Here is a 16,531-nt window from a genome sequence, read left to right as displayed (position 1 = left end):
CCGGGCATCACAGGCACGCGGGGGCAATCATGAAGAAATACCTGAAATGCGGAGCCCTGGCCGTGCTCGGTGCCTGGTGTGTGCTGTCCCGGGCCCAGGAGCCAGCCCTCGGCGCAAACGTCGAATCGCTGCTCGACTACGCCCGCAGCCGCAACCCGGAATACGCCGCGATGCGTTTCGAGGCCGACGCCGCCGCCGAGCGCGTGGTGCCGGCCGGCGCCCTGCCCGACCCCAGGCTGCGCACCGAACTGCGCGACATCACACGCATGGGCGAGCAAAACGCCACGCTGCTGCCGGCCCGCGTGGGCAGCACCCGCTATCTCGTCATGCAGGATCTGCCCTGGCTCGGCAAGCGCGAGCTGAAGCGGGAGATTGCCGAACTCGAAGCCAGCGGCGCCGAAGGCCGGGCCACTGGAAGCTGGGCCGAACTCGCCGCCCGCATCAAGGCCGCCCATGCCCGGTTTCAGTACGTTTACCGCAGCGAACAGCTCACGCGGGAAATCCTCGACCTGATGCTGCGTCTCGAGAAGATCGCGCAGGTGCGCTACGCCGGCGGCCTCGCGGCCCAGCAGGACGTGATACGCGCCCAGGTGGAGCAAACCGGCATGCGCGGCGAACTCATCGCGCTCGACGCCGAAAGCCGGCAGTTGCAGGCACGCATCAACGCCCTCCTTGCCCGCCCTGCCTCCGCGCCCCTGGATGCACCTGGCCAGTTGCGCCCCCTGCCGGCGCCGGCCAGCCTCGACCCCACCGCCCTGGAAGAGCGGGTGCGCTCGCGTAACCCCCAGCTTTTCGCTGACGAGGCCCGCCTGCGTTCCGCCGAAAAAACGCGCGAACTCACGTACAAGAACCGCTACCCGGATTTCACCCTCGGCGTGTCACCCATCCAGTACCAGGGCTCGGTAAAGGAATGGGAGCTGATGCTGGAACTCAACCTGCCGCTGCAGCAGGGCACCCGCCGGGCGCAGGAGCGCGAAGCGGAAGCCATGCTGTCGGCGGCCCGATCCCGCCGCGACGCCACTGCCAACCAAGTGCTGGGCGAGCTGTCCGGCAATCTCTCGGCCTTCAATGCGGCCCGTCGCACCGAAACCCTCACCACCAGCAGCCTGCTGCCCCAGACCGAGCTCGCCTTCCGGGCGGCGCTCGCCGGCTACGAAAACGGCAAGGTCGATTTCGCCACCCTGCTCGACGCTCAACGGCAGATTCGCCTGGCGCGCCAGGCCAGTCTCAAGGCCCAGGCCGAAGCCCGGATGAGCCTTGCCGAAATCGAACGCATCCTCGGAGAAGACCTATGAAACCCGCCACAGCCCTGGCCGCCGGCCTTGCCCTCGCCGTGGCCGGCGCAGCCGGCGGATACTGGTTCGGCCAGCACCCGGCCCAGGAGCAAACTGCCGCCAGCGCTCAGACCGATGGCGGCAAGCCGGCGCCCAAACTGCTGTATTACCGCAACCCCATGGGCCTGGCGGATACATCGCCAACTCCAAAGAAAGACCCGATGGGGATGGAATACATCCCGGTGTACGAAGGCGAGACCAGCGAAGAACCCGCGGCGGCCGGCACCTTGCGCATCAGCACCGAAAAAATCCAGAAGCTCGGCGTGCGCACCGAAAAGGCCGAACTGCGCAGCCTCGACAAGCAGGTGCGCGCCACCGGCCGCGTCGAGCCCGACGAGCAGCGCATCTACACCATCACGCCCAAGTTCGAAGGCTATGTGGAACGCCTGCACGTGAACATCACCGGCCAGCCGGTTGCCAAAGGCCAGGCGCTGTTTGACGTTTACAGCCCGGAACTGGTCTCCGCCCAGCGGGAATACGCGATCGCCGCCGAAGGCGTCGCCGCCCTTAAAAATGCCGGTAGCGAAGCGCAGGCCGGCATGAAGCAGCTCGCCGAATCCGCCCTGATGCGCCTTCGCAACTGGGATGTCTCCGACGAGCAGATCCGCGCCCTGGCCAAGTCCGGGGCTACGCGACGCACGCTCAGCTTCCGCTCTCCGGTGGCCGGCATCGTGACCGAAAAGAAAGCCCTGCAAGGCATGCGCTTCATGCCCGGCGAAAGCCTCTACCAGATTGCCGACCTCTCCCGCGTGTGGGTTGTGGCGGATGTTGTCGAACAGGACATCGGCCTCGTGCACAGCGGCGCCACCGCCCGCGTGCGCATCGACGCCTATCCGGACAAGGTTTTCGAGGGCCGCATCGGCTATGTGTATCCCACCCTCAACGCCGAAACCCGCACGGTGGCGGTGCGCATCGAACTGGCCAATCCGGGCCTGCTGCTCAAGCCGGCGATGTTCGCCCGGGTCGACATTCCGGTGGGTGGCAAGGGGCAGGTGGTGACGGTGCCGACATCCGCAGTGATCGACAGCGGCACACGCCGGATCGTGCTCGTCGCCGAGGGCGAAGGCCGCTTTGCGCCGCGGGAGGTCAAGCTCGGCGCCCGCGGCGACAACCACGTGCAGGTTCTTGAGGGCGTGAAGGTTGGCGAGGATGTCGTCGTTGCAGCCAACTTCCTGATCGACGCCGAAAGCAATCTGAAAGCCGCGCTCGGCGGCTTTGAAGCGCCCGGCCAGACGCCCCCCGTGGCAAAAGGCTCCGGACACCGGGTGGACGCCACCGTCGAAAGCCTCGACACCCAGGCCGGCACGGTGATGCTCGAACACGGCCCGGTAGCCAGCCTCAAATGGCCAGCCATGAGCATGGAGTTCAAACTGGCCAACCCCACCCAGCAAAGCAGCCTTGCGCCCGGCGCGAAGGTGACGGTGGAGTTCGTCGAACGCCAGCCGGGCGAGTGGGTCATCACCTCGGTCAGCCCCCGCAGCACCGCACCCACGCCGCACGCCGGCCACTGACGGAGCACCGCAATGCTCGGCAAGCTGATCGACTGGTCAGGCAGGAACCGTTTCCTCGTCCTGCTGGCCACCCTCTTCGTCATCGTCGCCGGCATCATCGCCGTGCTGCGCACCCCGATCGACGCGCTGCCGGATCTCTCCGACGTGCAGGTCATCGTCTACACCGAATACCCCGGCCAGGCGCCGCAGGTGGTGGAAGATCAGGTGACCTATCCGCTCACCACGGCGATGCTGGCAGTGCCCAAATCCCGGGTGGTGCGCGGCTTTTCGTTTTTCGGCGCGTCCTTCGTCTATGTGATTTTCGAGGACGGAACAGACATCTACTGGGCCCGCTCGCGGGTGCTGGAGTACCTCAACTTCGCCTCCGGGCGGATGCCCAAAGGCGTCACACCGCAGATCGGGCCGGACGCCACCGGCGTGGGCTGGGTGTACCAGTACGCCCTCATCGCCAAAGACAAAACCCTTGCCGAGCTGCGCACCCTCCAGGACTGGTACGTGCGCTACCCGCTCACCAAGACCCACGGCGTTGCCGAAGTGGCCTCCATCGGCGGCTTTGTGCAGACTTACCAGGTCACCGTCGATCCGGCCAAACTGCGCGCCTACGGCATTCCGCTGATGAAGGTCGCCCAGGTCATCCGCGACTCCAACCGCGACGTGGGCGGCCGCGTGGTGGAAATGGCCGAAACCGAATACATGGTGCGCGGCAAGGGCTACCTGCGCGGCCGGGACGACATCGAACTGCTGGTAGTGAAGGCCGAACGCGGCACGCCGGTGCTGATACGCGACATCGCGCGGGTCGAGCTGGCGCCGGACGAGCGCCGCGGGCTGACCGAACTGAACGGTGAAGGCGAAGTGGTCTCCGGCATCGCCATGGCCCGCTATGGCGAAAACGCACTCGAAGTCATCCACAACCTGAAAGCCCGTATCGAGGAAATCGGCCCCGGCCTGCCGCCGGGCGTCACGGTGCAAACGGTTTACGACCGCTCCGAACTCATCCACCGGGCCATCGAAACCCTCAAGGGCACCCTGATCGAAGAATCGATCATCGTCGCCCTGGTGTGCGTGGTCTTTCTGATGCATGTGCGAAGCGCGCTGGTGGCGATCCTGATGCTGCCGGTGGGCGTACTGATGGCCTTCAGCGCCATGCACCTGCTGGGCATGAGCTCCAACCTGATGAGCCTGGGCGGCATCGCGATCGCCATCGGCGCGATGATCGACGCCGCCATCGTGATGATAGAAAACGCCCACAAGCACCTCGAACGCCTGCCCGAATCGCACTCGCCCCGGGATCGCCTGGACGCCATGCTGGCCGCCTGCCGGGAAGTGGGCCCGGCGCTGTTCTTCTCGCTGCTGATCATCACCGTCTCGTTCATGCCGGTCTTTGCGCTCGAAGGCCAGGAAGGTCGCCTGTTCTCGCCGCTGGCCTGGACAAAAACCTTCTCCATGGCCGGCGCCGCAATCCTGTCGGTAACGCTGGTTCCGGTACTGATGATGCTGTTCATCCGCGGCCGGATCATGCCGGAAGCCCGCAACCCGGTGAATCGCGTGCTGATCCGGCTCTACCGGCCCATCATCGCCGCGGTGATGCGCTGGAAAAAACTCACCATCCTGCTGGCCGTGCTGTCGCTGCTTGCGTCGATCTACCCGGCCTCACGCCTGGGCTCGGAGTTCATGCCGACCCTCAACGAAGGCACCCTGCTCTACATGCCCACCTCCCTGCCCGGCATGTCGATGACCAAGGCCGCCGAGCTGCTGCAGACACAGGACAAGATCATCAAGAGTTTTCCGGAAGTCGCATCGGTTCTGGGCAAGGCCGGCCGCGCCAACACGGCCACCGACCCCGCCCCGACCGAGATGTTTGAAACCACCATCAACCTCAAGCCCCAAGAGGAATGGCGCCCGGGCATGACGACCGACACGCTCATCGCAGAACTCGACAAGGCACTGCAGTTTCCCGGCGTAGCCAACGCCTGGACGATGCCGATCAAGGCCCGCACCGACATGCTGTCCACCGGCATCCGCACCCCGATCGGCATCAAGGTTTTCGGCAAGGATCTGGATGAGATGGAAAAACTCGCCCGGGAGATCGAAGCCGTCGTCAAAACGGTGCCGGGCACCAGCAGCGCCTTCGCCGAGCGCATCACCGGCGGCTTCTATCTGAACATCGAACCCGACCGCACCCAGCTGGCCCGCTACGGCCTGACGGTTGGCGAACTTCAGGACGTGATCGGCAGCGCCCTTGGCGGCGAGATGGTGACCACCACCGTCGAAGGCCGCGAGCGCTTCGGCGTCAGCGTGCGCTACCCGCGCGAACTGCGCGCCAGCCCCGAACAAATCGCCCGCGAAGTGCTGGTGCCCGTCATGGGCGGCGCCATGCTACCCCTCGGGCAACTGGCCAAGGTCGAGATCGCCAAAGGCACGCCGGGCATTCGCACCGAAAACGCGCTGCTTTCCGCTTACATCTACGTGGATATCCGCGGCCGCGACATCGGCGGCTACGTGGCCGAGGCCAAAAAGGCAGTGGCCGAAAAGGTGAAGTTTCCGCCGGGCTACTACGTGAGCTGGAGCGGCCAGTTCGAGTTCATGGAGCGCGCCGCCGCAAAGATGAAGATCGTCATCCCGATCACCCTGCTCACCATCTTCCTGCTGCTCTATCTCAATTTCCGGCGTCTCACCGAAACCCTGATCGTGATGCTCTCGGTGCCCTTTGCGCTGGTCGGCGGAATCTGGCTGATGTGGCTGCTGGACTACAACCTGTCGGTTGCGGTGGCGGTCGGCTTCATCGCGCTGGCAGGCGTGGCCGCCGAAACCGGCGTGATCATGCTGATTTATCTCGACCATGCCTGGGAAGCCACCAGGGCAAAGTGCCTGGCCAGCGGACGCACGCCCGGCCCCGCCGATCTCTACCAGGCGGTGATGGAAGGCGCCGTCGAGCGGGTTCGCCCGAAGATGATGACCGTCGTCGCAATCACCGCCGGGCTGCTGCCCATCATGTGGGGAACCGGCACCGGCTCCGAAGTCATGAGCCGCATCGCCGCCCCGATGGTTGGCGGAATGATCTCGTCGACCCTCCTGACCCTCGCCGTGATCCCGGCGATCTATGCGCTGACCAAACAATGGCAACTGCAGCACAGCGCAAAAAGCGGCCCGGCCTGACACTACGAGCAACGGCACAAAGTGGCCGAAGACAAGCCTTCAGGACTTCAGCCAGCAACTTGTCGAGACAGGATTTTTATGCACGGACGGGCTTGATGACGACTCTGCGCCGGGCGCGGACGCCCTGGACACAGATTGGCAGAGGCATGGGCCTTGCGTGATCCGCAGGGCCTGAAGGGATTTACGGCGACAGCCGGAGTAAGGGCCAAAGGCAAGACGCCGTTAGGTGTCACACGCACAAGGAACCGGATCCTGGCTGCCCGGCCGTGCCGCTGCAGCCAGGACCCGATACGCTGTATTACTTGTCCTTCGAGACCTCAAGCGCCGCCTCATTCACCTTGACGTCGTAGCGCTTGCGCAGCATGGAGAGATACGCCGAGAAATCCTGCTCGGCGAGCACACGCGTGTATTGCTGCTTGATGGCGTTCAGACGCGGATCGTCTTGCTTGGCAACCGGGCGAGTCAGCTTCTCGATACGGAACAGGCCATAGCCGCCACCCGGAATCCTCGCGCCGGCATAACTCGGCAGTTTGTCTCCCGCAGCACGGAAAACTGCGCGAACAGCCTCGCGCGGCAGGCTCTGGTCGCCCCGCTGCATCGAACGCGGCGCGCTCCACGGCAGATTGACAGCCTCGCCCTTGGCCAGCAGGGCCAGCTTGGCTTCGCCATCCTTTTCAGCAAGCTTTACCGCTTCGTCAGTGATCAGGCCCTTTTCGATGGCGGCCTTGACCTCCTCGAACGGGCGAAGCGTCGCCGGCTTGAATTCACTCACCCGCGCCGACACCAACGTGCCGTTGCCAACGTCGATCGAAGCGGTATTGCGCTTGTTTTTTACGGCATCGTCCGAAAACAGCTCGGAAACAAGCTTTTCATTGTCGAAAGGCGCAGGCGCCTTGCCGCTGCGGCCAATCCAGTCGGTGGTCGTCACCGCCAGTTTGTACTTTTCAGCAGCCGGCTTGAGGCTGTCCGACTGCTCATAGACGGTATTGGTAAAGCCATCGACCAGCTCGGCAAACTTTCGTGCGGCCTCGGTACGCTTGAGTTCCGCGGCGATTTCGTTCCTGACTTCACCGAACGGACGCAGCATCTCGGCCTTCACGCCAGTCAGCTTGATGATGTGAAAACCGAAATCGGACTGGACGACATCGGAAACTTCGCCTTCGCGGGAAAGACCGAAAGCCGTATCTTCAAACGCCTTCACCATCGCGCCACGCGGGAAAAAGCCCAGATCGCCCCCCTTCTCCGCCGAGCCCGGATCCTGCGAGTTTTCCTTGGCCAGCTTCGCGAAATCGGCAGGATTTGCCTTGATCTGCTTGAGAATGGCCTCCGCCTTTTCACGCGCAGACTTGATCACCGCGTCTCCGGCACCCTTGTCGGCCTGGATCAGGATATGGCTGGCCCGCCGCTCCTCGCCTTGACGGAAGCGCTCCGGATGCGCGTCGTACTCCTTGCGAATATCTGCGTCGCCAACCACAAGCTGATCGGCAACGGCCTCCTTGCTGAGAACAATGTATTCAGCACGAACCTGGGCTGGCAACTCGAACTGCTTACGATTCGTCTCGTAGTATTTCTGTGCAGCATCGTCCGGCAGCTTGACGGCAGATGCGAACTGCTGAGCAGCCAGCTGGACCTCACTCACGACCCGCTCTTCGAACTGAACCGCGTAAACCTGCTCTACCGACGCACGTGAAACCATTACCCCTTCAGCGACGGCGCCGAGCACCTGCTGCAGCGCGAGATCGCGACGCAGGCTCGACTCAAAGACCTGGGGCACCATGCCTTGCGACTTGAGGACAGCCTCATAGCGCGGCTGTGAAAAATGGCCGTTGTCCTGGAAGGCTGGGATGCTGACGATCGTGTCACGGACCCGCTCGTCCGAAACCGCGAGGTGCATTTTGGAGGCGTCGATTGCAAGCAAACGCTGATTGACCAGGTTTTCGAGGACAGCCCTCCGCGCCTCGGTGGTTTCCATCATCGCAGGGTTGAAGTTCGCCCCGAGCGAGCCGCGCAGCCTCTCCTGCTGCTCGCGCAGCGCCTGCTGGAATTCGGCCTGCTGAATCGGCGTGCCGGCGACAGTGGCAAGATCGTCACCTCCCGACATATTTTTGACGTACGAATCCACCCCCCAGAACGCGAAAGGAAGTGTGATCAGTAGCAGGAATCCCTGGACGATCTTCTTGTTGTTGCGTACGGCGTCGAACATGCTGAATCCTCAGTTGCTGCTGACAGGCTGGCGATTTACTGGTTGAAAACGCAAAAGAGGCGAACTCTCGTTCGCCTCTCGTCATTTGCTGGTGTAAAGGCAAAGCTGAGCTCTGCGATACAGGCCGGATCAACTCGTTTGCGTTGCTCTAGCGGCTCGAATCAGATCAATGTAGACCCCACATCAGGCTCGTTGGAGTCTACATGCAGGAAAGGCTTGAAACAAGCCTTCCACACTCCGTCCGGACAGTAATAAATTCTATAAAGCAAAAAAGCCACGTAAGTGGCTTTTTCTCGTTGCAACTATCGAATTACAGCGATCGAATTACAACGTAAATATTGGCGGAGTGGACGGGACTCGAACCCGCGACCCCCGGCGTGACAGGCCGGTATTCTAACCAACTGAACTACCACTCCAAAGTACGACTCACTTCTCGCGGAAGTGGTGGGTGCTGACGGGGTCGAACCGCCGACATTCGCCTTGTAAGGGCGACGCTCTACCGACTGAGCTAAGCACCCGTCCGATCGCTCGAAATACTTCGCAATCAAGAGGCAATTAGTTTAGCGCATCTTTCAATGCTTTGCCAGGTCTAAATTTCGGAATCTTGGCTGACTTGATCTTGATCGCCGCGCCAGTCCTTGGGTTTCTGCCCGTTCGAGCTTCGCGCCTGCCCACATGGAATGTGCCAAAGCCGACCAATGTCACGCTGCCGCCATTCGTCAACGTCTGCGTCACGGCAGAGATTGCAGCATCCAGCACCCGACCTGCAACAGTCTTGGAAATTTCAGCGTCAGCAGCTATATGGTCAATCAATTCAGATTTGTTCACACTCGCCCCCTCGTCACGGAAATTAACAAACAGAAAATTCCGGCATCCAGTACTGGCGCGGCATTTTGGCAAATCTGCAGGCGCCTGCTACCTTTTAAATATATAACGCGCGAAAAAACGGAGTGTCAAGCAGGATTGAACGGAACATCTCAAAACCTGTCACGAAACAAGCTTGATTTGTGTTCATCAGGCGCCGACTAGATCAATGGGGCGAAGCGAAGGCGATCAAGCAGGAGGCAGCAGCCAAACTATCCGGCCGCTCGCCTTCCACCCCACCCGGCACGTGAGTTCAGGCTGTAGATGAGCACGCCCGTGCTGGGCGCACCAACAAAAAAAGGACCGCGATGCGATCCTTTTTTAAACCAACGCAAGAGCTCGACTTGAGCTCATCCGCTTGGTTAGTGCAACTTAGGCAGCAACAGCTGCGCCCATCCCCTTGATAGCGGAGGACAGACGGCTCTTGTGGCGTGCAGCCTTGTTCTTGTGAATGATTTTCTTGTCAGCAATGCTGTCGATCGTGCGCTGAGAAGAGACAAACACCTGCTGAGCCACTTGCTTGTCACCAACGCCGATCGCCTTGCGGACGGCCTTGATGGCGGTACGCAGACGCGAACGCAGGCTCATGTTGAGGGCGCGGGCCTTAACAGCTTGACGGGCGCGCTTACGGGCTTGTGCCGAATTGGCCATCTTGTAGTAATCCTGAAATAAATGCAGTGAAGCCTTGGATTGTATTGGAAAACACACCCACCTGGCAAGCAATTTATATGGTCTTTATCTCGCCATTCACTCGAGTTCAAATCCATGCATCGACCCGGCATTACCGGCAGATCCGCCGCCCCCGAAGCGTGTTCAGAACCATGCCGTGACCGTAGCAGATGTGTCCCGATGCCCGCCTCCGTTCTCGCGTACGCATCCGGAGATGCAGAACAGCTTCGAAGTCGGCACCACCAAGCCCATCCGGCCATCGTCAAACTCGGACGACAATCCCTTGCCTGCATCGATCAGGACGACCGTGTGGACCAGTGGAACGGCGACCGCGCCTAAATACGTATTGGCGCCAACCGTGCCGTAGCCGTTTGCATCCAATCGAAGGGAGATGCCACATCAGCACATCCAGCGGCTATCTGGCGACCCGGCGATCATCCAGGCAGCACTCACAAACCCTCAGCGAAAGACATAAAAAAACCGGAACCTGTTTAAGGTTCCGGTTTCTTTGACTGACCATCAGGGGAGCAACGAAACCTTAAACGGACAGCGTTGCGCCCTGCTGCGGAGCTTCTTTCATGCGAATGAAATCAGATGCGCTCGAAGATGGTTGCGATGCCTTGCCCACCACCGATACACATCGTCACCAGGGCATAACGACCGCCAGTGCGCTGCAGCTCGTAAATAGCCTTGGTGGCAATGAAGGCACCCGAGCAACCAACAGGGTGGCCGAGAGCAATGGCACCACCGTTCGGATTGGTCTTGGCCGGATCCAGACCCAGAACCTTGGAAACAGTCAGAGCCTGGGCGGCAAATGCTTCGTTGGACTCGATCACATCGATCTGATCGAGGGTCAAACCCGCCTTTTTAAGGGCCAGGATCGTCGCCGGGATCGGACCTTCACCCATGATGTCGTTAGGTACGCCGGCAATGGCGTACGAAACCAGACGAGCCATGGGCTTGTAGCCGGAATTCACGGCCGTTGTAGCATCTGCCAGCACGAAAAATGCCGCAGCATCGTTGATACCGGAAGCATTGCCGGCAGTAACGGTGCCATCCTTCTTGAAGGCCGGCTTCATCTTGGCCAGCGACTCCATGGAGGTACCGCGCTTCACGTGCTCATCGGTGTCAAACACTACATCACCCTTGCGGGTCTGCTTGACAATCGGAACAATCTGGGACTTGAAGCGGCCTTCGTCAATGGCAGCAGCAGCACGGCGCTGGGACTCAACGGCGAAAGCATCCTGCTGTTCACGGGTAAAACCGTGCTTGGCAGCCAGGTTTTCGGCAGTAATACCCATGTGGCCGACGCCAAACGGGTCGGTCAGCACGGCAACCATGCTGTCGATGGCCTTGGTGTCACCCATGCGGGCACCATTGCGCAGCGAAGGCATCAAGTAAGCCGCCTTGGACATGACCTCCACACCACCGCCGATACCGTAGTCCGCGTCGCCCAGCAGAATGTTTTGGGCCGTGGTCACGATAGCTTGAAGGCCGGATGAGCATAGACGGCTAACCTGCATCGCTACGGACTCCATCGGCAGGCCGGCCTGAATGGAAGCAACGCGGGACACATAAGCGTAGCGACCGTCAGTTGGCATACAGTTGCCGACGGTAACGTAGTTGATCAACTGAGGATCGACACCAGAACGGGCAACCGACTCCTTCATCACGATCCCGGCCAGTTCACTGGCTTCGAAATCGGCCAGGGAGCCACCAAAGGCGCCGACAGCGGAACGAACTGCGCTCAAAACCACAACGTCACGACTAGCCATCTGTATTCCTCCTCTCAATTGCTACGAAATTACCGACCCCACCCTGCTACACCGAACAACGCCAGCAACATAAAAGCCAGCACAAGCGTACGCCAGACAAGACCGATAGTGCTCTGCATAAAATCGGCATCAGCTTCATCGCCGACACCCATCTCAGGACGTTCAACCACTTCACCCGATTCAAAAATCGGCATTCCGAGCTTAACGCCCAAGGCACCGCCACCACTGGCGAGCAGTATACCGGAAGCCTTATCCTTCCATTGGCTTGCCTGCGCACGCCAGCAATAGACACCATCCTCAAAATCACCGACGATCGAAAATGCCGCAGCCGTCAGGCGTACGGGGATCCAGTCCAGGGCGAAAAATGCTTTTTTGGCGAATGAGCCGAAATTGCCAAAATCCGGTCTCCCCGCCAGACGAACGCCCCACTCATCATCAAAGAAGCGGGCGAGTCGGTAGAGAACGGCACCGCTTGGCCCAGGCAGCACGATGAACCAGAGAATGACTCCGAAGACGTTGCGATGAGCGGCCACCAGAGCCTCTTCGATGGCCAGCCGGGCAACTTCGCTGGAGCTGGAGTCCTCGTGGGAACGACCGCGCCACTCACCGATCAACTGACGGGCACGGGCAAGCTCCCCCATCTGCAGCGCCAGCTGGATATCGGTAAAAAAATGGCTCACCTGCCGAAATCCTGTGGTCAGGTAGAGCACGAGGATATTGAAGATCAGGGCAAAGGCCGGATGAAGATGCCACAGTACAAAATAAATCAGAGCCGACGCGAAGCAAGCCGACAGGATAGCCACCCACCAGGCGACTGCGCCGTGACGCGCCTCACCGTCATTGAAGCGATCTTCGAGAAAACGCGCAAAAGCGCGTAACGGCGCCTGGACGAAACGCGCAACGGGAAGCGGGCGAAGTTGCTCTATGAGCAGTGCGACGATCAGCGAAAACAGGGTCATGCGTCAGGGGGCTTTGGTAGCCCTCGTAGTTCAGGCCTATTGAGGACAGTCCAAGATACCACCAAACGGATCCAACACAAATGGCGTTTGTTCAACGACACAGGAATCGATGAAGACTGACGAGCATGCCCGCCGTTGCTCCCCATATAAAGTAGTCCCCGTAAGGCATTGCGTAATATTCCCGGCGGACTCCCTGCACGTCCACGGAATGCCGCTGGTGATTCATGGTGTTGAGCAGAAATGAAAGCGGAACCTCAAACGCTTCCGCCACTTCGAACGCATCCAGGGCAAGCTCGAATGGCGGCGTGACGAGACCGACTACCGGCGTGATCTCGAAGCCGGTAACGGTTCGATAGCAGGGGAGACAGCCGAGAAGCTCGATGTGACCGCGCCTGAGCGATATCTCCTCTTCCGTTTCCCGCAGCGCGGTTTCTATGGGCGAGCGATCTTGCGCCTCCACCCGCCCCCCCGGAAAGCTGACCTGCCCTGGATGATGGTGAAGATGATCCGTGCGCCGGGTCAATAGAACCGTAGGTTCGGGCTCGTGCAAAACGATCGGAACCAAGACCGCCGCCGGCGTCAGCGGGCCGGCCGGAACGCCCTCCTCCTGCGGCGAGTCACAAGCAGGCTGCGCAGCAAAGCGCTTTCTCAGCCATTCTGCAGTGGGAACCCTATCTGTCGAAGCTGCAGTTTTCATGGATTTGATCTATCAATAGCGCTGCTTCAGCAAAAGAGATGAACCATCACGACGCATTTCCATACGATTGAGAAAGCTCATCCCGAGCAGAGCAATGGGCATGTCGTTGGCGTGAACAACTCCGTCGACATTGCGAAGAGTGACGTCACCAATCCGAACGGTATCCAGCGAAACGCGCCAAGCGCGAGCCACCCCGTTGGCTGTTTGCATCAAGGCCGGCTCTCCCTTCGTGAAATCGACCCCTGCCTTAAGCGCATCACTGCGTCCGAGGGAAACGAAAGTCGCTCCTGTATCAATGATGAAGAGCATTGATGCGCCATTCACCGCGCCCGTTGATCTGTACTGACCGCGTCCATCAGGTTGAATGGCAACCACGGGCGCGCCACCTGCCGCCCCGGCGCTACTGATGATGTTAACGGCACGCTCACCGACAAAAAGCCTGTGACGGCGACCGTCGAAATCAAGCGTAGCGCCATCCCCTTCTACGGCAACGATTCGAACGCCTTCCTGCGTGGTAGTTCCCACATTGATCGCCCTGGGTGCGCCACCGTTGATGACAAGCAGCGCCTTCCCGGGAAAAACCCCGGCCAGCGCAACATCGGTCGCTGCGGAGGCATTAGACAGGCAAGCCATGATCAAGCCGCAACAGCAGCGTTGAATTAATCCGTGAAATGAAGTCGCCATTTGCCTGGAGAAGTAGGAGGACGCTCAGGTATTTTGCCATAGCCATCTTCCCCGCCGTCCTCAGAATCAAGACGCGCAGCCATGAAAAAACCAGCCCTTGAGCTGGTTTTTTCATGGCGAACAAGAGGCATGCTCAAGCGTAAGTATTGATCGTCCTGCCTACCGTCGCGGCTGGATCTGGCGCCTGTGCGGGCTGCGGAAGCCCCGCAATCATCTGCGCGGCACTGGACTGCTGCAGGTCCAGCACCTTGCGCAACATTGCGACCGATACCGCGTCCTGGGTGTGCACTTGGGATGTCGAGGCGACAGATGCGAGGTTCATGGCCGGAGATCAATCCCTGAAGTTTCCGTACTGCAAAGGATAGTCGGTGATTTCCTTGCGCACCAGGGCAATACAGTCTTGCAGGAGATCGCGCTTAGCGCCAGTGACGCGCACGGCTTCACCCTGAATGCTGGCCTGGACCTTGAGCTTGCTGTCCTTGATGAGTTTGACGATCGCCTTGGACTGCTCCTGCTCGATACCGACACGCACCGTGAGTTCCTGCTTGACCTTGTTGCCGCCAACCTTCTGCACGTCGCCATGCTTGAGACAGCGCACATCGATCTTCTTGGCGGTCATCTCGGGCAGCAGCAAAGCCAGCATCTGCTCAAGCTGAAAGTCGCTGTCGCCGAACAGGGTCAGCAGCTTTTCGCTTTGCTCGACACGGGCGTCGCTACCCTTGAAGTCGTAGCGGCCGGTAATCTTGCGATTGGTGCCTTCAACAGCATTTTTCAGAGCAACCTGATCGACTTCGGAGGTGATATCGAAAGACGGCATCGCGTGGCTCCCGCTCAGCCGAAGTAGCAGACGTAATGGTAGGGCTCGCCAATCACTTCAATGTCGAAGCTGGAATTACCCGGCACCTTGAAGCTTTCCCCGGCGGCCGAGGTCTTCCACTCGGTTTCCCCCTTGAGGCGATAGCGGCAGGCGCCGGCGACGGTTTCCATCACCTCGGGCTCCCCGGTATTGAAGGTCAGGCTAGCAGGCAGGACGACGCCAATGGTCTTCTTGCTGCCATCGGCAAACAGCACAGTGTGACTGACGCACTTGCCATCAAAGTAAACGTTGGCTTGCTTGACGACGGACACGCCGTCGAATTGGGTCGATTGGGTCATTTTTTCAGTTCTGGTCAAAAGTCATTCGATGCCAAGCAGTCTCTGGATGATGCTTTTGGCCGCAAAGCCGATGAACCCGACTCCAAGGCCAACAAACATCCAGATTGCGCCGTACTTGCCCGCCTTGGACTCCCAGGCGAGCTGGCCAATGATGAAGATCATGTAAGCGATCAGCCCTCCCACGCAGAGCTTGAGGGAAATATCCTCGAACTCTGCGACGGTCAGCCCGAAGAGCAGCGGTGCGCTGGGATCCATGCTTGCCTGGATCAGCCCCGTTTGGCTTTAGCGTTGGCGGCGATGCGCATGCGCAGCGCATTCAGCCGGATGAAGCCGTGGGCATCCTTCTGGTTGTAGGCGCCTTGGTCGTCTTCGAAGGTGGCGATGGTCGGATCGAACAGGGAGTCGGTCTTCGAGTCGCGCGCAACGACGATGACGTTGCCCTTGTAGAGCTTGACGCGAACCCAGCCGTTGACCGTCTGCTGGGTCTGGTCGATCAGAGCCTGCAGGGCCAGACGTTCCGGCGACCACCAGTAGCCCGTGTAGATCATGCTGGCGTAGCGGGGCATCAGGTCGTCCTTGAGGTGGGCGACTTCGCGATCAAGGGTGATCGATTCGATGGCGCGGTGAGCCCGAAGCAGGATGGTGCCGCCAGGCGTTTCGTAACAGCCGCGCGACTTCATGCCGACGTAGCGGTTTTCCACCAGATCAAGACGACCGATACCGTGCTTGCCACCCAGCTCGTTGAGCTTGGCGAGCAATTCATGCGGCTTCATCTTCGTGCCGTTGATGGACACGAGATCACCCTTCTCGAACTCCAGATCCAGGTACTCAGCGGCATCCGGCGCTGCTTCGGGCGATACGGTCCAGCGCCACATGGACTCCTCGGCTTCGGCCGACGGATCTTCCAGGTGACGGCCTTCGAAGGAGATGTGGAGCAGATTGGCGTCCATGGAGTACGGAGATCCACCCTGCTTGTGCTTCATCTCGATGGGGATGCCGTTCTTCTCTGCGTAGGCCAGCAGCTTTTCGCGGGACAGCAGATCCCACTCGCGCCACGGGGCAATGACCTTGACGCCCGGCATCAGCGCGTAGTAACCGAGTTCGAAGCGAACCTGGTCGTTGCCCTTGCCCGTCGCGCCATGGGAAACCGCTTCGGCGCCGGTGGCTCGGGCGATTTCGATCTGACGCTTGGCAATCAGCGGGCGTGCAATCGAGGTGCCGAGCAGGTACTCGCCCTCATAAACCGTGTTGCAGCGGAACATCGGGAACACGAAATCCCGGACGAACTCTTCGCGGAGATCGTCAATGAAGATGTTTTCCGGCTTGATACCGAACTGCAGGGCCTTGGCACGGGCCGGCTCCAGCTCTTCGCCCTGACCGAGGTCGGCCGTGAAGGTAACCACTTCACATTGATAGGTATCCTGCAGCCACTTGAGGATAACCGACGTATCCAGCCCGCCCGAGTACGCCAGTACAACCTTATTTACTTCGCTCATGTCCTGCTTTCTGCAAATGAGTAGATGA

General features: G+C 60.4%; 15 protein-coding genes and 2 tRNA genes. 3 read left to right on the top strand and 14 right to left on the bottom strand.

The window, feature by feature from the left end:
- Window positions 1-29 precede the first annotated feature (29 nt).
- From Q1W26_RS04670 to Q1W26_RS04660, 3 genes are read left to right on the top strand one after another with little or no spacing between them, the layout of a single operon-like run.
- On the top strand, window positions 30-1,295 hold the full coding sequence (locus Q1W26_RS04670) for a TolC family protein (protein ID WP_300436519.1): 1,266 nt from the start codon (window positions 30-32) through the stop codon (window positions 1,293-1,295).
- Window positions 1,292-2,845 (top strand): efflux RND transporter periplasmic adaptor subunit, encoded by a 1,554-nt coding sequence (locus Q1W26_RS04665; protein ID WP_300436517.1) that lies wholly within the window; start codon window positions 1,292-1,294, stop codon window positions 2,843-2,845. Before Q1W26_RS04670 ends, Q1W26_RS04665 begins: the two co-directional genes overlap by 4 nt.
- Before the next feature lie 12 nt (window positions 2,846-2,857).
- Entirely contained in the window at window positions 2,858-6,001 is a 3,144-nt protein-coding gene (locus Q1W26_RS04660; RefSeq protein WP_300436514.1) for an efflux RND transporter permease subunit, read from the top strand.
- A 298-nt stretch (window positions 6,002-6,299) separates the two neighbouring features.
- Here Q1W26_RS04660 and Q1W26_RS04655 read toward each other — a convergent pair whose 3' ends face one another.
- From Q1W26_RS04655 to Q1W26_RS04590, 14 genes are all read right to left on the bottom strand, one after another.
- Window positions 6,300-8,204, bottom strand: coding sequence for a SurA N-terminal domain-containing protein (locus Q1W26_RS04655; protein ID WP_300436512.1), 1,905 nt, complete (start codon window positions 8,202-8,204; stop codon window positions 6,300-6,302).
- A 339-nt stretch (window positions 8,205-8,543) separates the two neighbouring features.
- A tRNA-Asp gene (locus Q1W26_RS04650) sits at window positions 8,544-8,620 on the bottom strand.
- A 26-nt stretch (window positions 8,621-8,646) separates the two neighbouring features.
- Window positions 8,647-8,722: transfer RNA gene (locus Q1W26_RS04645), tRNA-Val, on the bottom strand.
- A 37-nt stretch (window positions 8,723-8,759) separates the two neighbouring features.
- Window positions 8,760-9,032, bottom strand: coding sequence for an HU family DNA-binding protein (locus Q1W26_RS04640; protein WP_300436511.1), 273 nt, complete (start codon window positions 9,030-9,032; stop codon window positions 8,760-8,762).
- 408 nt (window positions 9,033-9,440) lie between these two features.
- Window positions 9,441-9,719: a 30S ribosomal protein S20 gene (rpsT, locus tag Q1W26_RS04635; RefSeq protein WP_300436509.1), complete on the bottom strand. Its 279-nt coding sequence runs from the start codon at window positions 9,717-9,719 to the stop codon at window positions 9,441-9,443.
- Window positions 9,720-10,327: 608 nt separating this feature from the next.
- The gene (locus tag Q1W26_RS04630; protein ID WP_300436506.1) at window positions 10,328-11,512 is read right to left on the bottom strand and encodes an acetyl-CoA C-acyltransferase family protein; all 1,185 of its coding nucleotides are present in this window, start codon (window positions 11,510-11,512) and stop codon (window positions 10,328-10,330) included.
- Window positions 11,513-11,541: 29 nt separating this feature from the next.
- A complete protein-coding gene (locus Q1W26_RS04625) occupies window positions 11,542-12,471 on the bottom strand; it encodes a CobD/CbiB family protein (RefSeq protein ID WP_300436503.1) in 930 nt (309 codons plus the stop codon).
- A 91-nt stretch (window positions 12,472-12,562) separates the two neighbouring features.
- On the bottom strand, window positions 12,563-13,168 hold the full coding sequence (locus Q1W26_RS04620; protein ID WP_300436500.1) for a CoA pyrophosphatase: 606 nt from the start codon (window positions 13,166-13,168) through the stop codon (window positions 12,563-12,565).
- Window positions 13,169-13,180: 12 nt separating this feature from the next.
- Window positions 13,181-13,801, bottom strand: a complete 621-nt coding sequence (locus Q1W26_RS04615; RefSeq protein ID WP_300436497.1) for a TIGR02281 family clan AA aspartic protease — start codon at window positions 13,799-13,801, stop codon at window positions 13,181-13,183.
- A 184-nt stretch (window positions 13,802-13,985) separates the two neighbouring features.
- A complete protein-coding gene (locus tag Q1W26_RS04610; RefSeq protein ID WP_300436494.1) occupies window positions 13,986-14,174 on the bottom strand; it encodes a YjfB family protein in 189 nt (62 codons plus the stop codon).
- 9 nt (window positions 14,175-14,183) lie between these two features.
- Complete coding sequence (locus tag Q1W26_RS04605) at window positions 14,184-14,669, bottom strand: YajQ family cyclic di-GMP-binding protein (protein WP_300436492.1); 486 nt, start codon at window positions 14,667-14,669, stop codon at window positions 14,184-14,186.
- Window positions 14,670-14,683: 14 nt separating this feature from the next.
- Window positions 14,684-15,007: a pyrimidine/purine nucleoside phosphorylase gene (locus tag Q1W26_RS04600; RefSeq protein WP_300436489.1), complete on the bottom strand. Its 324-nt coding sequence runs from the start codon at window positions 15,005-15,007 to the stop codon at window positions 14,684-14,686.
- Between the two features lie 21 nt (window positions 15,008-15,028).
- On the bottom strand, window positions 15,029-15,262 hold the full coding sequence (locus Q1W26_RS04595; protein WP_300436486.1) for a DUF2788 domain-containing protein: 234 nt from the start codon (window positions 15,260-15,262) through the stop codon (window positions 15,029-15,031).
- A gap of 11 nt (window positions 15,263-15,273) precedes the next feature.
- Entirely contained in the window at window positions 15,274-16,503 is a 1,230-nt protein-coding gene (locus tag Q1W26_RS04590; RefSeq protein ID WP_300436484.1) for an argininosuccinate synthase, read from the bottom strand.
- Window positions 16,504-16,531 lie beyond the last annotated feature (28 nt).

It is taken from the genome of Zoogloea sp. (genome assembly GCF_030157465.1).
Lineage (GTDB): Bacteria > Pseudomonadota > Gammaproteobacteria > Burkholderiales > Rhodocyclaceae > Zoogloea.
This window is presented reverse-complemented; position numbering and strand designations above follow the sequence as displayed.